The organism is Acidobacteriota bacterium (genome assembly GCA_018268895.1).
Classification (GTDB): domain Bacteria; phylum Acidobacteriota; class Terriglobia; order Terriglobales; family Acidobacteriaceae; genus Edaphobacter.
In genome coordinates this window covers 243,167-264,262 of record JAFDVP010000007.1, presented here as the reverse complement: position 1 = coordinate 264,262, position 21,096 = coordinate 243,167, and the positions used below count along the sequence as shown (strand labels likewise).

The following is a 21,096-nucleotide window of genomic DNA, read 5'->3' as shown; positions in this document are numbered from 1 at the left end:
GAAAAAAGACGACGCTGTCATTGGAAGTCCTTCTGCACAGAGTTCGCAGCGTCTCGTTCGCGCTCCTGCTGGCGGCCATTCCCGCCGTCACCTTCCATGCAATGGCGCCCTTCGCTTACGGCCAGGCCAGCTCCAGCTCCGACGCAGCGGGCAAAGTCACCGACTCCACCGGAGCCGTCGTTGCAGGCGCGACGATCACCCTGACCAGCAACGCTACCGGCGCAGAGCGTACCGCGACGTCGAACAGCAACGGAGACTGGTCCATCCCGAACATTCCTCCGGCGAGCTACAAGGTGAGCGTTGAGAAGCAGGGTTTCAAGACCAGCCAGATTCCCTCGCTCGATGTTCAAATCGGCAAGACGGCCAACGGCTCCGTCGTGCTGAGCGTTGGTGAAAGGACCGAGACCATCGAGGTGAGCACGCTGCCTCCGCAGTTGCAGACGCAGGAGGCGACCGTCGGCCAGGTCATCGACCAGAAGCAGATCAACGATCTGCCGCTGAATGGCCGCAACGTCCTCCAGCTCGCAGCTCTCGCCCCGGGCGTTTCGCCGCCGCAGAGCGGCCAGACGGGCACTCCCGCGCAGACGGGCACCCAGACAAGCAGCCGCCAGCTTTACATCGCGGTCGACGGTGGACGTGCCTCATCGACGAACTATGTGCTGGACGGCACCTATGTTCGTTCGATGCGTTTCAACAACATGTCGATCCTGCCGAACACGGACGCGATCCAGGAGTTCAACCTGCTGCGCTCGACCTTCTCGACGGAGTATGGCCAGGGCCAGGCGGTCGTATCGATGGTGACGAAGTCGGGCACGAACAGCATTCACGGCACCGCATATGAGTACGCCCGCAATGCGCTTTTTGATGCCCGCAACTACTTCACCACCTATGCCAGCACTCCTGTGAAGCCGGACTTCTACCGTCACCAGTATGGCGGCACGGTCGGCTTCCCGATCATCAAGGACAAGCTGTTTATGTTTGGCGGCTACGAAGGGATGAAGTCGGCCCGCGCCAACCCGGCGTTTGCCATATTCCCGACGCAGACAGAGCTTGGCGGCGACGCCACCGGAGCGGATCCAAATATAGCGAGCAACGCCTCGATCGTGAGCCAAAACTGCACACCGAGCGCGAGCAAAATCTGCATAGGCGTTAAGAATCCTATTGGCTGGAACCCTGCCATGTTGAATTCCAATAAGGCCTCGGCCGTACTCGCCGCAACGTATCCCAAGCTGACGAGCGATTCGGCGGTACCGGGCTACAACGGAAACAACTACGCGCTTCAGAACGCAACGTTCACCGAGAACTACAACAGCTACACGCTGCGCAGTGACTGGATTCTTTCGCAGAAGAACTCGCTCTTCGCCCGGTATATTGATTTCAATTCCGCACAGATCACGCCCCAGGTGACCGGCAGCAGCCTCTCGAATCCGCTGGTGGGCCGTAATGCTGTACTCGGCAACACGTACCTCTTCTCGTCCAACATCGTGAATGAGGTGCGTATCGGCTGGAACCAGTTCTACAACATCGGACTCGCCGTACTGCAAGACCCCAACACGCAGTGGGCCGCTGCGGCAGGATTGACCAACGTCACCGCACTCACATCGAAGCAGCAGAACGGCCGCGCCGGCTTCACGATCGCGGGTTATAACAACGTGGGTGACGGCGCGGGTGACCAGGGTGGTAAGGAGAACGTCATCAGCATCGGCGATTCGCTCTCCATTGTGCACGGCAAGCATACCTGGAAGACCGGCTTCCAGTACCAGAACCGCCGTCTATGGCAGATTGCCGATAACAACTCCCGCGGCAACGCCACGTTCGACAACTGCTCCGCGAGCAACTGCCCTGGTGTCATTGGAACCCCAACAGACCAGAAAACATATGTTGATCCGGTCACGGGCTTTCGTGTCTATTACAACAAGTTCCAGAATTATGCGCGCGGCATGTGTACTTCAGCCTGTAACGGCAACGCCGGAACGACGCTGGGCCATTATCGCGACAACACGTATGGCGCATTCTTCAACGATATATGGCAGTTCGGCCATGGCCTGACCGTCACTCTCGGCATGCGATGGGAGTACAACAGCCCGTTTGTCGAACAGAATGGCCTGGAAGGCACTCTCGATCCAACGACGGGGCTGGTCACTTTCAGCAAGATCCCGGCGAACATTCCACTCTCGTACAAGCCGTACTACGACCTGAGCAGGACCTATCGTCCCGGCATCATCGAGCCGAACAAGAAGGGCTTTATGCCGCGCGTTGGGCTGGCGTATGAGGCCCGTCCGGGAACCGTGGTCCGCGCGGGCTTTGGCATCTACCTCGACAATATCAATACCAACGAGCTTCAGTTCACTCGTTACGCCGCTCCGCTGTACTTCCAGCAGGCGTTCAACAACACCCCAGTCAACCAGCTCTGGCCCGATCCAACCCAGGCTATCGGCGTAGCACAGGTGCCTTCACCGTTCTCGATTCTTCCGAAGAACAACCGTCCTTACACGGAAGAGTGGACCGCGAGCGTGCAGCAGGACCTGGGGCACAACATGATCCTGGAGATCGCCTACACGGGCAGTGAGACACACAAGTCGTGGAAGCGCTACGACCAGAACCAGTGCACCCAGTATCCGTTTGTGGCGCCGTCGTATGCCGCGACAGGGTGCACGGTTCCCGCTGGGCAACTCAATCCCAACCGGCCCTATCAGGCGTTCAGCCAGGGTGTTCTGACCAGCAGTACCAGAGGCGATGCAAACTTCCACGGCGGCTCGGTCAAGCTCGAGAAGCGTGCGAGCCATGGCTTTTACTACCTGGCCAGCTATCAGTGGTCGAAGAACATCGACAACTTCTCGGGCGAGGCCGCGGCCAACGACTCTTCGTTCGCGACCTCGATGTCGTTCGACCGCTCGTACTCGAACTTTGACAACCGCAACAAGGGGGTTATCTCGGGTGGATATGAGCTGCCGTTCGGCAAGGGCAAGCGGTGGATGCAGTCCGGCGCGGCCAACGTGCTTGCCGGCGGCTGGTCGGTCCAGCCTGCGATACAGCTTCGCGGCGGCTACCCGTTCAACGTCTCGCGCAGCGGGTGCAATTTTGCGGCGAACATCGGCTGCCGCGCCTTCCTGGTCTCCGGCAAGAAGGTGGCGGATGCTTATCTGAGCAACCCGTCGCCCCTGCACTGGTTTGACGATTCGGTGTTCACGAACAATTACACCGGTTCCGTCAGCCGCAACTCGGCCGACAATCCTTCGGTTCAGGGCTGGGTCACCCGCAACGTGCTTCGCGGACCCGGCACGACCAACGTGGACTTCTCGGCGATCAAAAACGTCCAGGTCTATGAGCGGGTGCGTGCGCAGTTCCGCGCGGAGGCCTACAACATCTTCAACCACCCCATCTTCTCGAACCCGCAGGGGAACATCAACAACTCCCAGGTGGGCAGGGTTACGGGGACGTCGATGGACAACCGCAGCATTCAGCTCGCAGTGAAGGTGCTGTTCTAAAACCGGCAGGCGGGTTCTCGACCTGAGAGTTCGTCTGCCTCCCGAAGTTCTCCCGGATGCTGTTGCGGCACTGACACCGCGGCGGCATCCTTTTTTGCATCAATTTATAGTTTGTTGAATGGGGTAAGGCTGGGCAACCTTTGAGAGGAAGCTGCGCGTCGTAGCGGGCATAAACAAACCTCGACAGGCGAGCTAAATTATAGCGCGACCTGAATTATAGATAGCCGCTTACGTAAATGGCAGAAAGCGATTGGATCCGCGCCGTATGTCGGCAACGGTTGTCCGGCACAGCAAGATTTTGCTAGACAGGATTAACTCAGAATTTATGTCCGTGTAAGTTGCTGATAACAAGTACATCTGACAGTGGTACCCAGAGACCGACTCCGATTCGGCAACACATTAGTGCTTGACATTGCTAGGTCAGATTATCTACAACGGATTGCCCATAAAAACCTGTCGTAAGCGGTAACTTACGACGAAATATAACGACTGGCAAGATTCAACCTTTGGAGGCTGAGCTTGAAAAACAGACTGCTGTTTCCCATCTACACGGTTCTATTTCTTGTGTGCGCGCTCTTCGGAGTCTCGAGCGCGTTCGCGCAGGATACATCGTCCGTAACCGGAACCGTCGCCGACGCATCCGGCGCCGTTGTGCCGAAGGCGAACATCACCCTGCAAAACCAAGGTACTCGCGCTGAGCTCCACGCTGTCTCTAACGACGGTGGCAACTACACCATCGCAAACGTCCCCCCGGGCGTCTACAACGTGCGGGTGGAGGCCCAGGGCTTCCAGACGACCACGCTGAACGAAGTGCACGTCGACCCGAACATCGGGCGCCGTGTCGATGTCACGATGAAGGTGGGCGATACCGCCACATCGATCACCGTCGAAGCATCAGCAAACACCGTGCAGACCGAGAGCGGCGCCGTAGGCCAGTTGATCGCGCAGGAGCAGGTTAAGAACATCCAGCTCAACGGCCGTAACCCGATCTACCTCGCGCAGATGGAGCCTGGCGTGGTTCGCAGCCAATCGATGGCAGCGTTCTCCTTCGGCCTCGACAACGGCATCAACGTCAACGGAGCGCGTTCGCAGGAGAGTGTCATCACCTTCGACGGCGCACCGATGGTGCGTACACGTTCCAACGGCACCAGCGTCGGCGTGGCCGATGTGGACTCGACCTCGCAGATCCAGGTGCTTACGACCAGCTATGCGGCGGAGTATGGCCGCACCTCCGGCGGCCAGATCCGCATGGTTCCCAAGAGCGGATCGACGTCGTTCCATGGAAGCGCGTTTGAGTACTTCCGCAACAACGCCCTGAATGCCAATACGTGGAAGAACAACTTCTCCAAGGTTGCGCGTGGTCCGTTCCGCTACAACCAGTTCGGATGGAACCTCAATGGCCCGGTCTTCTTCCCCGGATTCAACAAGAACCATGACAAGCTCTTTTTCCTCGTCGGCCAGGAGTGGGTGAAGTACAACCACACCGACGTGGCATTTCAGAAGTCCCCGACAGCACTCATGCGGACCGGTAACTTTAGCGAGTTGCTGGGCTCGAACATCTTCTACGGCTCGCCTGTACAGCTTGTGAACCCTACCACCGGAACGCCGTATGCCGGCAACATTATTCCTTCGTCGCAGCTGAGCCCCAATGGCATCGGCTTGCTGAAGGCATACCCGCTCCCGAACACCAGTGCTCCGAGTTACAACTGGACCGACTCTGCGCTTTACACCGAGCGCCAGCGCAAGGACTCTGTCGTTGTCGACTTTGTTCCGACTGACAAACACCACTTCCGGTTCAGCCTGCTGAACTACAACTACGATGACTACGAGCCGCACTTCGGCAACTTCAATACCAACCCCCGTATCTTCCATCGCCCGAACCAGATTGGCGTCGTGCACTGGACCTATACGATCAGCCCCACCTGGGTTAACGATGCGTTCGCCTCCGGAGCGGCCGACCACGTCACCATCGGAATCGATACTTCTTCGGGCCTGTTCGACCGTACCAAGTACGGCATCAACTATCCGTATCTCTTCGGCTCGGCTGACAAGGTTGTGCCCAACAAGATCCCGACCATCCAGATCGCCAACTTCGGCACGCTGGACGGCGGCCCGTATCCGTCGCGCTCGGGCGGTATCGTCTATGACTTTGGCGACAACGTCACTAAGGTCTGGGGCAATCACACTCTGAAGTTCGGCGGCCAGTGGGAATATGCCGGCGAAAACAACTACGACCAGATCTCGGTCGACAACACACGGCCTGGAACCACCAACAACCAGAACGGGTTGTTCAACTTCGTCGACAAGCAGTCCGTCACATCTGGTGCTGCAATTGCCAATGCGGCTCTCGGTAATTTCAATACCTATGGCGAGATCGGGACCCGCTCCTACACGCTTTTCCGCGGCAACATGTGGAGCATGTACGGCCAGGACCAGTGGCGCGTGAACTCGAAGCTGGTGCTGGAGTATGGCATTCGTTACGACATCATGCAGTCGTACCATGCGCTGTGGGGCAACCAGGCGTTCTTCAATCCAGCAAACTACAATCCGTCTCTTGCTCCCACCGTAAGCCCGACAACTGGCTTCCTCAGTGGAGGCGATGCGTATAACGGCGTTGTTATTCCGGGCAGCGGCTTCCCTGATGCGGCCAAGGGGCATGTGCCGGCTGCGATTCTCGCCAACGGGTATGCGCGACTCTTCCGCGGATACCCCAACTACTACTCGCCAACCGTCTACAGCAACATCCAGCCGCGCTTCGGCTTCGCCTATCAGATTGAGCCGGGCACGGTCATTCGCGCAGGCGCTGGCCGTTATATGCAGCGTCTAGGTATTAGCGACACGGTTCACGTCGGCGGCAACGCTCCGTTCCAGCCGGCTTCTTCGGTGACAAACGGTAGTGTGGACGCACCCGGTGGCAATGGCGTCAACCAGCTTCCGCTGGCCTTCACATCGCATGCCTTGAAGTACCCCAGCCCCGAATCATGGGGATGGAATGTGACCGTGGAGCATGAGTTCACTAATGTTGCGGTCTTCACGCTGAGCTATGTCGGACGCCGCGGCTATCACCTGGAGCAGTTGGCCAACATTAACCAACTCCAACCGGGAACCATCCAAGCTAATCCAACCGTCTCCAAGCCCGATGCCCTTCGCCCTTATAAGGGCTTCTCGACCATCATTGAGGCCGAGAACACGGGTGGTTCTTTCTATCACTCGATGCAGGCCAACCTGAAGCGCCGTCTCACCAAGGGACTGCTCTTCGGCGCGGCATATACCTGGTCGAAGAGCCTTGACTACGGCTCGTCGAACGGCACCAACATCGTCGATGCCTTCAACAACTCCCGCATGTTCGGCCCCAGCGACTTCGATACGCGTCATGTGCTGGTGCTCAACTATGTGTACAACATCGGTCTGGCGAACAATATGAGCAACTATTTTGGCCGCACGCTGCTTGGCAACTGGCAGTTCTCCGGAACGATCCAGGCGCAGTCGGGACGTCCGCAGACCGTTTCACAGGGTAACGACTATGCCGGTGTCGGCCCCGGCTCCGGGAATCAGTTCTCGGTTCTATCCACAAATCCCCGGATTCCCCATCAGTTTGCTGGTGGTACAGGAGTCGGCCAGTGGTTTGAAGCCAGCACCTGCAAGAACTTCGGAAATAACCCCAGCGCCACTGATCGGACCTCTGGTATCTGGTGCTCACCCGTGCCTGGTACCTTTGCTCCGCGCGGCATGCGTGGCATGATCTACGGCCCGGGGTTCAACAGCTTCTCGGCTGCATTGCAGAAGGAGTTCCACATCATCCCAAGCCACGAGAACCACATGCTGGTCTTCAAGGCGGAAGGATTCAACTACCTGAACCATCCGAACCTGGACAACCCTGACATGGGCCCGACCAGCAAGACCTTTGGCCAAGTTACAACCAAGGGCGGTACCTATTCTTCGGAGCGTCAGCTCCAGTTCAGCCTCCGTTACGCCTTCTAAGCAAGACGGAGTAAAGTTGCAACAAAGAAGCCCGGCTCGATGGAGCCGGGCTTCTTCGTCTTCCAAAAGATGTAAAACGAGCAACGACTCTCGGAATGACGACATTTTGCGTTTACAGCGACCGGGAATATAGCGCTAATCCTATTTAGCTCTACTGCTGTTCTGCCCATACACATCGAGTACTTCCGGCAGCCGGTGTGTACTGGATCTTGAAGACGGTCTCGCCGAAGTCCGTTGTGCCATTGAAGGAGCCATTGCCGGAGACGCCGTAGAGGAAGGCGGCTTTGGCTTGATAAACTAGACGGATGCTCGGAAAGCTTTATGCGAAGTGGATGTACGCCTGGGAGACGGCGTTGACCACTCGCGATACCAACCGTATTGTGCGGCCCCTGGAGTGGGGTGAGGACTGGCTTGCGGAGTTTTTGCCGGGGGCTGGGCTGGGTGCGGCACGGGTAGAGGAAAATGCAGGTCCTTCGACTCCGCAGCGCTCCGCTCAGGATGACAATTTAAAAGACACAAATGGCTTAGCAAGGGATGGCTTCGAGCGCATGGTGCGCTTGAACCAATCTATCGTTGCGGGCGCGGAGGAGTTCTTTGGCTATGAGACTCCGGCTGATTTTCGTCTGGAGATACGGCATCCGCAGTTGTTTCCCACTAACGTGCGGCCGGAGACGCTGGAGCAGGCTGCAGAGTACCGGCGGCTGGAGGAGTCGGGCGAAGGCAACAAGGTGGAGTTTCTGCGCTTCACCTCTCCGGTGCGCTCGCAGTATCCGGAGAACGACCAGGTGAATGCGCGGTGGTATCCGGCCCCTGCAGAAAAACAGGCGGGCAAGCCGAGGCAGGCCATCATCGTGATGCCGCAGTGGAATGCGGACGCCGTCAGCCATAACGCGTTGTGCACGCTCTTCAACCGGTTCGGGATCTCGGCGCTGCGGCTGTCGAAGCCTTACCACGATATACGCCGGCCGGTGGAGCTGGAGCGCTCGGACTACGCCGTAAGCTCCAACGTGGGGCGCACGATCTCGGCGTGCCGTCAGGCGGTGGTGGATATCCGCAGCTGCATCGACTGGTTGCAGTCGCAGGGCTATGAGCAGTTCGGCGTGCTGGGCACCAGTCTGGGAAGCTGCTATGCCTTCATCGCCGCAGCGTTCGATCGGCGTATCCGCATCTGCGCGTTCAACCATGCTTCAACGTCGTTCGGCGACGTGGTGTGGACGGGGCAGAGTACACGCCACATCCGCGCGGCGTTTGAGCAGGCGGGCTTGACGCAGGACGACGTGCGGACGGTCTTCGACGCCATCAGCCCCCACGCCTATGTCGAGCGTTTTGCGGTGCAGCCAAAAAAAGTGCTGGTGGTGCACGCTACCTACGACCTCACCTTCATTCGCGAGCTCTCGCTGGAGGTGTTGAAGCACCTCGACAGGCTCAAGGTCGACTACGTGTCGAAGGTGCTGCCGTGCGGGCATTACACGACAGGTGAGAGTCCTTACAAGTACATCGATGGGTGGTACCTGGGGTCGTTTGTGTATCACGCCTTCAAGGCGCTGCGGGACGCGGAAGCAGCGCCCGCCTTACCAGAGCCGCAGCACTAGTCCGGTAGAGAAGGTGACGGCCTTGATGGACTGGTTGGCGACTCCGCTGTAGGCGATGTCGACGACGCGCCAGTCGAGGTGCGGGAGGATGGTGGAGTCGAGTCCGCCGACGACCTGGTAGTTGAGGTGGGTGCTGGAGGAGGTTCCGGTGCCGCTGTTATAGCTGGCGATGCCGACGAGTCCTTCGATGTAGGGCTTCAGCGGGATGACGTGCGGCTGGATGGCGATGCGCGGACCGATAGCCCCGGTGTAGTAGTGGAAGCCGTCGCGCGAGACGAAGGAGCCGCGCAGGTCCGCGCCCAGGCTGACGGTGTTGGCGGCGTGTCCGCCCTGTTTATAGATACCGACAAGCGGGCCATAGCCCCAGCTGGTCCCGGCGTTCGAGAGCGAGGCTCCCGTGCCGGCGGCATAGATCGCAATCTGCGCGTGAAGAGTGGAGGGGACAAAGAGGGTAGCGGCGAGAAGAAAAATCAGACAGCGAAGGTGTTTCATAGGGAAGGCCTCTCTTTGCTTAGGGTATCGCAGCAAGTATTGATAGAGATGGCTTTACTGGTAGTCGGACTCAACGGTAGCAACTTCGGAAGGCTGCTCCTGTGTCGTTGGATGCAGAAACGGAGGGTGCCGATTGGATGACGGTCCCCGCTCGAATGGACTCATCTCAAATCGGCGGCTCTGGCTCTCGCTTTGCCATCCTGGCGGATACCTGCACTTGACGGCCACCTTAACTTTGTCATCCCGGGCGGAGCGGCGTCGCCGCGCAGTCGAAGGACCTACGTTTCCCCGGCAAGAATCTACCGGGCATGGAAAGAATTCAGGTCCTTCGACTCCGGGTTCGCAAACAGTGCGAACCGCTCCGCTCAGGATGGCAATTTTATTGTGAGGAGGTGGCTGTGGCCTGGGTGCAATGCGCTTTCGCCCGGGGTGACACGAGTTAGTTTTTGCGTGTTCGATTTCGGACGCGCATTTGCGAATACGGACACGCGCGGTGCTGGAGAAGGCGCTAAGTTGCTGAAACCGCAGTTCCTGCGATGGAGAGCTAACTGCTTAGATGTAAGGATACTTTTATCGTTTTGCGGTGACGGAGTTGTGATGCAGAACATTCTGAGCGATCTTCGATACGCGTTGCGGCAGTTGCGGCGTTCGCCTGTCTTTACGCTGACCGTGGTGTTGACGCTGGCGTTGGGCGTGGGGGCGAATACGGCGATCTTCTCGCTGCTCGACCAGGCGCTGCTGCGGGCGTTGCCGGTCTATAAGCCCGAGCGCCTGGTGTATCTGCAAGGGACGGGCAGCGCGTGGCGCGGACACTCGAGCTCGCACGGCGGCGGCATCGCGAGCTATTTTTCGTATCCGATGTACCAGGACCTACGCGACAAGTCGGCGGCGTTTGAGGCGCTGGCCGCGACGTCGAAGACCTCTGTCGCGCTTACCCGAAACGGCTCGTCGGAGTTTGCCGAAGCCGAGATCGTCAGCGGCAATTACTTCACCATGCTGGGCGTGGCCCCGGCGATGGGGCGGTTCTTCTCGCAGGCCGAAGACCGGCAGAAGGACGCCGCTCCTGTCATCGTCTTAGGCTACGACTACTGGCAGAAGCACACCGGCGGCGACGCCTCGATTGTCGGGCAGAACATCTCGCTGAACGGTCACCCGTTCAAGGTGATCGGCGTAGCCGGTGCGGACTTTCATAGCGGCGTATGGGGCGAGACGCCCGCGCTGTTTGTGCCGATGACCATGCTCGCAGAGGTGATGCCCGGCCGCGACAAGGCGCTGACCGACCACACCGACCGCTGGCTGAATATCGTGGGCCGCCTGAAGGACGGCGTGACGGCGAAGCAGGCGGAGGTGATGTGCGCTCCGTTGTGGCATGCGCTGCGCGCGGACGAGCTGAAGGCCCTGGGCACGTCCTCGAAGAGATTCACGGATGAGTTTCTGACCAACAGCAGGCTGCTCATACAGCCGGCGGCGCGAGGCTTCTCGTACAACCGCGAAGGCTACCAGACGCCTCTGCTGGTGATGATGGGCATGGCGGCGCTGGTGCTGCTGATCGCCGCGGTAAACGTGGCCAGTCTGCTGCTGGTGCGCTCCGCGGGGCGTGTGCGGGAGTTCTCGCTCCGCTATGCGCTGGGAGCGCGTTCGGGAAGAATCGTGCAGCAGCTTCTGCTGGAGGGCCTGCTGATCGGAATCGGCGGCGGCGCGATTGGACTGACGCTGGCTCCTGTGGCGATTCGCATGTTGACGAAGCGTTTTGGCGATTCGGGCGGACCCTTCGGCGCGTCGCTCGATGGCCGCCTGCTCGCCTTCAACTTTGTCATCGCCATTGCGGTGAGCATCGTCTTCAGCCTTGCGCCTGCGGCGCAGATACTGAAGCCCGACCTGATGAAGGCGCTGCGCTCGCACACTGCGACGGGTACAGGCGGCAAGCTCGGTTTCCGCCGCGTGGTTGTGGGAGCGCAGATCTGCCTCAGCCTTCTGTTGCTGGTGGGCGCAGGTCTGTTCGTGCGCACGATGCAGCAACTGCGCTCGCACGATGTCGGCTTCAGGACGGACCATCTGGTGGGCTTCACGCTTGACCCCAAGCTGTCGGGCTACGACGCAACGCGCCTTCCCGCTGTGCGCGTCCGCATGTTGGAGGCCCTGCGCGCGATGCCCGGCGTGGAGAGCGCGGGCGCATCGAACAGTCCTCTGCTGGGGCAGTCGTCGCACTCGGGCAATGTGACCTTTGCCGGATACAAGGAAGCGCCGGATGAAGACATGACCATCACAAAGATGAACGTAGGCCCCGGCCTTCTGGAGACGGCGCGCATCCCGCTTCTTGCCGGTCGGGGCTTTACCGAGACTGACGATGCGGCCCATCCCAAAGTGGCGATCGTCAACGAGACGTTGGCGAAGCGGTACTTCGGTTCGGTGAGCAAGGCCATCGGGCAGAGACTGTACGACGGTGGCGGAGACAACCGACCCTTTGACACAGAGATCGTCGGAGTGACGCGCGACTTCGCGCAGACGGACCTTCGCGCCGAGATTCATCCGTCGATGTATGCTCCGCTGGAGCAGATGACGGGGTCGGACCTGAACCGTTCGCTCTCGTACTACGTGCGCACACAGACTCCTCCGGAGACGGTCTTCGCGACGATCCGCAGGACCGTGACCTCCGTCGACCCGCTGCTGGCGATCGACGACCTGCGCACGATGGACGACCAGATCAGCCGGGACATGGAGAACGAGCGCATGATCGCGTTCCTCGCCATTGCCTTCGGTCTGCTGGCGACGCTGCTCGCGGGCGTTGGACTCTACGGCGTGATGGCCTACACGACAACGCAACGCACCAAAGAGATCGGCATCCGCATGGCGCTGGGATCGTCGCGATGGCTGGTGTCGCGGCTGGTCTTCGGCGATGTGCTGAAGCTGGCGAGCGCAGGCATTCTCGTCGGTCTGCCGCTGGCCGTGGTGCTCGGCCGTCTGTTGCGGACACAGTTGTTCGGTGTCACTCCGGCCGATCCTTACGTGCTTGCCGGTGCTGCGTTGCTGGTGGCCGCAGTCGCGGTGGTCGCGGCTCTGTTGCCGGCGCGAAAGGCCGCTGCAGTTGAGCCTAGCGAAGTGCTGCGGGCGGAGTAGGTTTTTTCGGTTCCGAGTGTGTTGCGGGTGCCCCATCTTCGACCGCGAAGCGGGCTAAGGTGGGAGGCGTTGCCGCTAGACGTCTCAGTAGAAAACGAAGATACGGTTCGAGCTTCGCTCGAATGTCCCACCTTAGCCGCGATAGGAACGCGGCGAAGATGGGGCACCCGATTTAGAGGTCATTCAGCATCAGAATGACGACGTCCGTATTTGGTGGCTTGAGTAGCCTACTCGTGTCGCAACGCCACCATGGGATCGGTTGCGGCCGCTCGCGCGCTGGGGATGAGGCATGCTGCCAGCGTTGCGATCAGAAGGAGCGCGGGGACGAGCGCGAAGGTGACGGGGTCGAGTGCGGGGACTTCGTAGAGGAAGCTGCGCAACATCCGAGCGAAGACCACCGCTACTGTGATTCCAAGACAGAGGCCCATGACGAGCAGCGACAGGCCCTCGCGAAGGATAAGTCGCGCGATGCCTATGCGCGTTGAACCGAGCGCCATACGCAGGCCGATCTCGCCGGTGCGCTGACGAACCGAGTAAGCGAGCAGACCGTAGACGCCGACGACGGCGAGGAAGAGCGCGATGGCGGAGAAGAGGGCAAGCAGCGTGGTCTGAAAGCGGCGCGGGGCAGTGTTCTGCGTGGCAAGATCGCTCATGACGTGGATGTCGGAGAGAGCGATGCCGGGGTCGATAGAGCGGACGGCGGCGCGGATTGCAGACACAACGGCAGTCTGTGGAAGAGCGGAGTGGACGGCGAGATAAACACCATTGAGCGGCTGGTTACCGCCGAGGAAGGGGTAGTAGACCTGTGGGACGGCGGCAGTCTCGAGGCTCTCGTTGCGGGTGTCCTGCGCGACACCGACTACGGTCGACCATGGGTAATTGGTATTTTCGCGAAGGTGTTGGCCGATGGGGTCTTTGCCAGCTAAAAACTTTTTGGCAAACGCCTGGTTGATGATGACGACGGTATGCTGACCAGGCAGGTCTTCATCGGATGTAAAGTTGCGACCCTTCAGTAGTGGCGTCTGCATGGCGGTGAGATAGCCGGAGGTAATGCCGCGCTCCTCGACAAGCTGGCGATCCTCATTGGGATAACCATCGACCCAGATGGTAGAGAGGCTTTCGGAGCCGGTGAGCGGCAGGAAGCTGATGAGGCCAGCGGAGTCGATGCCATGCTGCGCCTCGACCCTTTCAAGAAGAGTTGAGTAGAACGCCTGACGCTTTGGAACGGTGTCGTAGCTTGGCGTGAGAGCAACATTGACGGCTACCGTGGAGGGCGAGAATCCGGTCTCGACGGAGAGCACGTTGATATAGCTGTGGAGGAAGAGTCCAGCACCGGTGAGAAGGACGACAACGAGCGCGACCTGTGCGGTGACGAGCATGCGGCGCAGACGGCGGCGGTCGACGACGAGGCCTCGTGTGCCGGAGCTGGAGAGGAACTCGACGAGGTTGATGCGCGTGGCGGAGAGCGATGGCAGAATGCCGAAAATGATGCTGGTGGCGAGGCTGATGACGACGAGGAAGGCGAGAGCGCGGAGGTCGAGCGATGCGCTCTCCATGCGTGGAATGTTGCCGGGGTTGAGTTTAAGCAGAGCGCGAATGAAGAGGCAGGCGAGTGCAGCGCCAAAGATGGCTGCCGCACTGCCGAGCATGAGCGACTCGGTGAGCATCTGCCGAATGAGACGGCCGCGTCGCGCGCCGAGCGTTGCGCGAACACCAAGCTCGTGACGGCGATTGGCGGCGCGAGCGAGAAGAAGATTCGCAGCGTTGCCGCATGCGATGAGCAGAACGAGGCCGACTGCGCCGAGAAGAAGCAGCATCAACGGACGAACGGGACCGAGGACGTGCTCGGGAACGGACTTGACCAGGCCGATCCAGCCAGTGGCGAAGTAGCCATGATGCAAAGGATCCAGGCGCGTCATGATGGCGCTGAGTTCCGTCTGCGCATCTTTGAGAGAGACGCCGGGCTTGAGACGCGCGAGCGCGTTGCTGCTGGAGTTGTCGCGGTCAGCTCTCAGTTGTGCGCTGAGTGCGGAGGGTGTCCAGATCTGCGTGGCTTCGATGCGTCCGTTGCCGTAGGCAAGCTCGGTTCTGCGCGGGTAGCCGAAGTTCTGCGGCATAACACCGACGATGCGGTAGGTCTGATCGTTGAGCGTGATGCTGCGGTTGAGGACGTCGGCCGCACCGGCGAAGAGTGACTGCCAGAGCGGGTAGCCAATGATGACGACATGGCTGTTGCCGGGCTGCTCGTCAGCTTCGTTGAAGTCGCGTCCGATCAGCGGAACGGCTTCAAGCGTGTGGAAGAAGCTGGTATCGATCTGCGCAGCACCGACTCGCTGCGGCTGGCCGTCAGCGTTGAGGGTGTAGATCTTCTGGTTGAAGAAGGTCATCGACTCGTAGGAGTGCGACTGTGCCTTGATGTCGAAGAAGTCTGCATTGCTCGGGCCGAAGACCTCGGGGCCGGGCAGACCCTTGATCTTGGGGTTGGGCGTGTAGAGGTAGACGAGCCGGCTGGAGTCGCCATACGGCAGCGAGCGCAGCAGGACGGCGTTGACCAGCGAGAAGATCGCGGTGCAGGCCCCGATACCAAGCGCGAGCGTGAGGACGGTGACAAGGGTGAAGGCTGGCTGGCGACGCAACGAGCGCAGGCTGTAGCGGATGTCTTGTGCGAGATCGTCGAGCAGGGCTGTGCCGCGTGATTCATAGGCAGACTGCGTTGCTTCGGCGACACTGCCGAACTCCTCGCGCGCGGCAAGGCGTGCCTGTTGCGGTGTCATGCCGCGCGCTAAGTTTCGTTCAACGAGGCTCTCAAGGTGAAAGCGCAGCTCTTCGCTCAGCTCGACGTTGCCAGTGTCTTCGTGAAGCAGCGATTGCAGGCGGCGGCGCAGACTTTGTAGCAGACGCATGAAAACCTCCGTCTTCAGACAGCTTTGAGAACACCGTGGACGGCGGCGGAGAGACGGCCCCAGGACCTCTCCTCTTTCGCAAGTCGAGCGCGTCCGGCTTTGGTGAGCGAGTAGAACTTCGCGCGGCGGTTGTTCTCCGACTCGCCCCACTCGGCTGCGATCCATGCCTGGTGTTCGAGACGGTGCAGCGCCGGGTAGAGCGCGCTCTGGTTGACGCGAAGCACGTCGCCGGAGAGCTGGCGCACACGGTCGGCGATCGCGAGTCCGTGCATGGGTCCAGTCGTGAGGACCTTGAGTATGAGCAGGTCGAGCGTGCCTTGCAGGAGCTCGTTGGAACGGGTCATTGCTTCACCTCAATGATTGAGGTGAAGAATACATAAGTATGGGCGAGAGGGCAAGCGTTTGCGTGGAAGGGTTCGCGCTTTTGCGCGAATGTCCTACACATGCGATGAAGCCGCATGTATGGGGCAGCCGGTTTTGTGGTGGGCAGAGGGTCTTCATCCCACCCTTCGCTTCCGCGAAGGATGGGGCACCCGGGCATGGATGGGGCAGCCGGCTTCGTGCTCGCTGCTTACCGCCGGCTGCGGCGGGCGGAGGCTGCGGGTGGAGGATACGCGGGCTTCAACTTCTTCGCTGCTTCTTCCGGAGTTTCAGTTTCGGCAGGCGCGGGGCGGTGCTCGGCGACCGCCTTGGCGATGGCGTACTTCAGCGCGTCGACTCCCTCGCCCGTTACTGCCGAGATCGGATAAAGCGGCATCTTGCGGCGTTTAGCGTAGGTGGTCAGCTTCTTGAGCTTGTCGGGGTTCGCGACGTCGGCCTTGGACGCGACGAGGATGGTGGGCCGCTTTGCGAGCGCCGGGTCGAAGCTCTCGAGCTCCGCGGTGATGACCTTGAAGTCCTCGACGGGGTCGGGGCGTGCATTCCCTCCTGCCGCGGCGCTTGCGTCCGACACATCGACCAGGTGGACGATGACGCTGGTGCGTTCAATGTGCTTGAGGAACTGCACGCCGAGACCCGCGCCGAGGTGCGCGCCTTCGATCAGGCCGGGCAGGTCGGCGATGACGAACGACTGCTCGTGCGGAAACTCGCCCACCTTGACGACGCCGAGGTTGGGTTCGAGCGTGGTGAAGGCGTAGTTGGCGATCTTGGGCCGGGCGGCCGAGAGACGCGAGATCAGCGTCGACTTGCCGACGTTGGGGTAGCCGACCAGACCGGCGTCGGCCAGCAGGCGCAGCTCAAGGCGCAGACGCTTCTCTTCTCCGGCGCGGCCGAGCTCATGCTCGCGCGGGGCCTGGTGCGTCGAGGTGGCAAAGTGCTGGTTGCCGCGCCCGCCGCGCCCGCCGCGGGCGACCACGATGGTCTGGTTGGGGCGGGTAAAGTCGTGCAGCAGCTCGCCGGTGTCCTCGTCGTAGACCAGGGTGCCCACGGGGACTTCGAGGTGCAGGTGCTCCCCCGCGTGGCCGGACATGTTGGAGCCCATGCCATGCTCGCCGCGCTCGGACTTGTGCTCCGGGTTGAAGCGGAAGTGGACTAAAGTGTTGTGGCTCAATGAGGAAGACATCAGAATGTCGCCTCCATGGCCGCCGTCGCCGCCGGAGGGACCGCCCCGGGGAACGAATTTTTCCCGGCGGAAGGCCATACATCCATTTCCGCCGTCGCCCGCCTTCAGGCGAATCTTTGCCTCATCAATAAACATTTCATATCCAGTTTACAAGGCTGCGCTATAAACTACCGCATACAGTTCATACTGTTGGATCGGGGCCTGCCCTGCTCTTTATATAGATACGAAGTTATAAAGAGTTGAATGTGGGAAAGAGCATACCCCGCGACATCATGATCCGGGCCGCCTTGGGCCCGGCCGTACCCTTCCGATAAAGGGCGTTTATTGCGAGCGATCGCGATGAGCCTTTCTGCACATTTTCGTTTTGCACGGGAACAGTACGGGCCGGTGCGCGCATGCGCGAGGCTGGATTTACTTTTAGGAGACCGAGATGACAATCAAAAATTTAATGCGGTACGCATTAATCGCAATGCTGTGCTGCGGAGTCTGCCTCTCCGGGCACGCACAATCGGCCACAGATGGAGCGATCGGCGGAACGGTGGAGGACACGGCCGGTTTGGCGGTGCCGAACGCAACAATCACGATTCGGTCGAACACGACGAATGCCGAGCAGACGACGACTTCAGACAGTTCAGGCTTCTTTCGGCTGGTCCATCTGCCGGCGTCGGCCTTTACGGTAACGATCTCCGCCCCGGGGTTCCAGAGCTACCAGTCGAAGAATGTCATCGTCCAGGTTGGACTGCTGACGGACATCTCTCCCAGGCTGACCGTAGGCAGCACCTCGGCGACGGTTGAGGTCACGAGCGAGGCCCCGGCGCTGAACACGGTGTCGCCCGAATTCTCGAACGTAATCCCTCAAAATATTTTGCAGGACATGCCGGTCAGCAACTATCGCTGGTCGGCCTACGCGTCGCTTACCCCCGGCGTTGTGGTGGACGCAAGTGGATTCGGCCTCCTGAGCTTCCGCGGCCAGAGTACGTTGATGAACAACGTCACCATCGATGGCGCAGACGATAACCAGGCCTACTTCTCCGAGGAGCGCGGACGCACGCGCGCCGGTTACTCCACGGCGAAGTCCTCCATTCAGGAGTTTCAGGTAAACGTCTCGAACTACTCGACTGAGTTTGGCCGTGCCGCAGGTGGCGTGGTGAACTCCGTCACCAAGAGCGGCGGCAACCAGTTCCATGGCGATCTCTACTTCCTGGATCGCGACGCCTCGTGGGGCGCGGCCAGCGCCCAGGCCAAGCTCACGACAGTGAGCCCGACCGGGACCCTGGTGACCACCCCTGTCAAGCCGACCGACAAGCGCAAGCAGTATGGTGGAGCGATCGGCGGACCGATCTGGAAGGACAAGATCTTCTTCTTCTTCGCCGGCGACCGGTTCGACCATAACTTCCCTGCGGTTGCCATCGCAACGGCGCCTCTGAATCTCTTCACGCTGCCGGACCTCACCCTGCCTGCGGGCAAGGTTTGCAACGGCACTGGCGGAGCAGCTCCCAGCACGATCGATGCCGCTGCCTGCACCCTGCAGAGCAAGCTCAATCGTCCCACCTATACCGTGGCGGCGCAGAACTACATCGACGGCGTCAACGGGCTCAACTCGATGCTGGGCACGGTACCTCGCAAGGGTCTGCAGACAATCTTCTTCCCGAAGCTCGACTGGCAGATCAACGGACGCAACCATGCTTCGTTCGAGTTCAACCGCCTGCGCTGGACCTCGCCCGCCGGCATTCAGACGGGGCTGACCAGCACCAACGGCATTCGCAGCTTCGGCAACGACGATGTGCGCGTCTCGTTCCTTATCGCCCGGTTGCAGACGCAGATCAACGACCATCTAAGCAACGAAGTTCGCTACCAGTACGGCCGCGACTTCGAGTTTGAGTACGGACAGGTCCCAACTCCCTACGAGCAGACAAACCTGATGGCCTCGGGCGGAGGCTACGCCAATCCGCTGGGCGCGCCACCGAGCGTCAGCATCACCAGTCTCTTTACCTTCGGCACGCCGAACTTCCTCAACCGTGCCGCCCTTCCGGACGAACGCCGCTGGCAGGTCGCCGATACGGCCAACTACGTCCACGGAAAGCACAACGTTAAGTTCGGCATGGACTTCATCCATACCAACGACATCGTCAACAACCTGTTCTCGGGCTTTGGCGTCTACAGCTATTCCAACCTGACGAACTACTTCACCGACTTCTATCTTGCTCAGAATGCCGCAACCCTTGGCACGGCGAGGAACTACAGCAGCTTCGTGCAGGGATTCGGAAGGCCGGGGCTGGAGTTCCAGACCAGAGACTACGCCTTCTTCGCGGAAGACAACTGGGCTGTGACCAGGAAGCTGAAGATCACCTACGGCGCGCGTTATGAGTACGAGCAGTTGCCCACGCCTTTCTCGGCGCTGGTGAACCCGGCTGTGCCGCAGACTTCAAACCGTCCGGCGAACAAGACCAACATCGGGCCGCGCGTCGGCTTTGCCTATGACGTCTTCGGCACCGGCAAGACGATCGTTCGCGGAGGCTACGGCGAGTTTTTCGCGCGCATCCTCAACGGCACGATCTACAACTCGCTGATCAACACCGGCGTCGGCGCGGGCCAGTACACCGTGTCGTACACCCCCACCTCCACGAATGCCCCAGTGTTTCCGCGAGTGATTCCTCCGGCAAATGCTGGCGCGCTCTCGGGTACGCCGAACGTGGTGTTCTTCGACTCGAACTTCAAGGCCCCCCTGATTCACCAGGCTGACCTGACGATCGAGCAGGACCTGGGACACGACTGGGTGATGGGCGTAACCTGGCTTGGGGCCTTTGGCCGTCGGCTGCCGAACTTCACCGACACCAACCTGGCCGCGCCGACTACCGTGCGATACACGGTCATCGATTCCTCCGGTCAGGGACCTCTTCAGAACGGCTCGGTACTGACGTCGAAGTTTTATGCAAGGCTTCCAAACGTCGCCGGTTCCTGCCCCAGCCAGCGTCCGAACTGCTCCTTCGGTTCGCTGACGTCGGTGTTCAGCGGATCGAACTCCAACTATGAGGGGCTTGTGGGACAGATCAGCCACCGGTTCTCGAACTCCTTCTCGTTCAACGCAAACTATACCTGGTCGCACGCGCTGGACTTTGGCGTCAACAACCAGACAAACAGCACCGCCAACAACCTGCTCGACCCGCAGGACATCCGTGCCGAGTACGGCAATGCAGTCTCCAACACGCCGAATCGCTTCGTCGTCAACTCGGTGCTCACCTCTCCCTGGAAGAAGACCGGCCTGCTGTCGTATCTGACGAACGACTGGCAGCTCTCGCCCTCTTACTCCATACAGAGTGGACTTCCCTACAACATCACTACGAGCGGAACGCTCTCGGCAGGGTTCAGCGGAACGCCGGGCACGAACCTGAGCGCTATCGGCGGCGGCATCAACGGATCGGCAGGTACGTTCCGCGTTCCCGGCATCGCGCGCAACGCCTACTCGCAGCCGAAGACGAACGTCCTCGACCTGCGTATCTCCAAGCGTTTCGCAGTTACGGAGCACGCGAAGCTGGAGCTGCTGGGTGAGAGCTTCAACCTGATCAATCACCAAAATATAACCGCAGTCAATACGCTGGGCTACACGTTGGGTACGACGGGACCGTCCGCGGCTCCGACCGGCAACACGCTGACGTTCAACACCTCTCCGGCGAATCCTCTGGTCTCTCAGTTCGGCGCTGTCTCTCAGACGAACTCGAGCAACTTCTCGTTCGCTCCGCGGCAGGTCCAGATTGGAGCGCGCTTGCAGTTCTAATGCAGACGTAGCAGCTCATGGGGCGGTGGCTTCGGCTGCCGCCCTTTTTCTTTTGCTGGTTCGCGCATGGCGGTTGCGGCTTTTTTATTTGCGGCAACTCCGCTAAGCTACGGCTATCTTCCTCAGTTCCATGTTGTGGCGAACCGGTTCTGCGGCTTATGCCAAATCGGTCGAGCTGGGAGGGTCG

General features: G+C 60.3%; 9 protein-coding genes. 5 read left to right on the top strand and 4 right to left on the bottom strand.

Going from position 1 to position 21,096, the window contains the following annotated elements:
* Window positions 1–101: 101 nt before the first annotated feature.
* The 3 genes from JSS95_08645 (at window position 102) to JSS95_08635 (ending at window position 9,061) form a co-directional block, all read left to right on the top strand.
* Window positions 102–3,488 (top strand): carboxypeptidase regulatory-like domain-containing protein, encoded by a 3,387-nt coding sequence (locus JSS95_08645; protein ID MBS1799879.1) that lies wholly within the window; start codon window positions 102–104, stop codon window positions 3,486–3,488.
* Between the two features lie 531 nt (window positions 3,489–4,019).
* Window positions 4,020–7,469, top strand: coding sequence for a TonB-dependent receptor (locus JSS95_08640; protein ID MBS1799878.1), 3,450 nt, complete (start codon window positions 4,020–4,022; stop codon window positions 7,467–7,469).
* Window positions 7,470–7,774: 305 nt separating this feature from the next.
* On the top strand, window positions 7,775–9,061 hold the full coding sequence (locus JSS95_08635; protein ID MBS1799877.1) for an alpha/beta hydrolase family protein: 1,287 nt from the start codon (window positions 7,775–7,777) through the stop codon (window positions 9,059–9,061).
* On the opposite strand, the gene JSS95_08630 is transcribed toward JSS95_08635, so the two are convergent.
* A complete protein-coding gene (locus JSS95_08630; protein MBS1799876.1) occupies window positions 9,041–9,553 on the bottom strand; it encodes a hypothetical protein in 513 nt (170 codons plus the stop codon). The two genes, JSS95_08635 and JSS95_08630, sit on opposite strands and share 21 nt — an antisense overlap.
* 597 nt (window positions 9,554–10,150) lie before the next feature.
* Between JSS95_08630 and JSS95_08625 the strand changes: the two genes are divergently transcribed.
* Complete coding sequence (locus tag JSS95_08625; GenBank protein ID MBS1799875.1) at window positions 10,151–12,670, top strand: ABC transporter permease; 2,520 nt, start codon at window positions 10,151–10,153, stop codon at window positions 12,668–12,670.
* Between the two features lie 227 nt (window positions 12,671–12,897).
* Here the strand turns inward: JSS95_08625 and JSS95_08620 are convergent, their stop codons facing one another.
* From JSS95_08620 to obgE, 3 genes are all read right to left on the bottom strand, one after another.
* Window positions 12,898–15,573, bottom strand: coding sequence for an ABC transporter permease (locus JSS95_08620; GenBank protein MBS1799874.1), 2,676 nt, complete (start codon window positions 15,571–15,573; stop codon window positions 12,898–12,900).
* Between the two features lie 14 nt (window positions 15,574–15,587).
* Complete coding sequence (locus JSS95_08615) at window positions 15,588–15,917, bottom strand: PadR family transcriptional regulator (protein ID MBS1799873.1); 330 nt, start codon at window positions 15,915–15,917, stop codon at window positions 15,588–15,590.
* A 227-nt stretch (window positions 15,918–16,144) separates the two neighbouring features.
* On the bottom strand, window positions 16,145–17,269 hold the full coding sequence (gene obgE / locus JSS95_08610; protein ID MBS1799872.1) for a GTPase ObgE: 1,125 nt from the start codon (window positions 17,267–17,269) through the stop codon (window positions 16,145–16,147).
* Window positions 17,270–17,564: 295 nt separating this feature from the next.
* Here obgE and JSS95_08605 point away from each other — a divergent pair, with 295 nt between their 5' ends.
* Window positions 17,565–20,909 (top strand): TonB-dependent receptor, encoded by a 3,345-nt coding sequence (locus tag JSS95_08605; GenBank protein ID MBS1799871.1) that lies wholly within the window; start codon window positions 17,565–17,567, stop codon window positions 20,907–20,909.
* Window positions 20,910–21,096 lie beyond the last annotated feature (187 nt).

Bases quoted from the DNA above. Each gene is read 5' to 3' on its own strand.
- JSS95_08615 (MBS1799873.1), bottom strand. From the start codon at position 15,917: ATGACCCGTTCCAACGAGCTCCTGCAAGGCACGCTCGACCTGCTCATA.
- JSS95_08630 (MBS1799876.1), bottom strand. From the start codon at position 9,553: ATGAAACACCTTCGCTGTCTGATTTTTCTTCTCGCCGCTACCCTCTTT.
- JSS95_08625 (MBS1799875.1), top strand. From the start codon at position 10,151: ATGCAGAACATTCTGAGCGATCTTCGATACGCGTTGCGGCAGTTGCGG.
- obgE (MBS1799872.1), bottom strand. From the start codon at position 17,269: ATGTTTATTGATGAGGCAAAGATTCGCCTGAAGGCGGGCGACGGCGGA.
- JSS95_08605 (MBS1799871.1), top strand. From the start codon at position 17,565: ATGACAATCAAAAATTTAATGCGGTACGCATTAATCGCAATGCTGTGC.
- JSS95_08645 (MBS1799879.1), top strand. From the start codon at position 102: ATGGCGCCCTTCGCTTACGGCCAGGCCAGCTCCAGCTCCGACGCAGCG.
- JSS95_08635 (MBS1799877.1), top strand. From the start codon at position 7,775: ATGCTCGGAAAGCTTTATGCGAAGTGGATGTACGCCTGGGAGACGGCG.
- JSS95_08620 (MBS1799874.1), bottom strand. From the start codon at position 15,573: ATGCGTCTGCTACAAAGTCTGCGCCGCCGCCTGCAATCGCTGCTTCAC.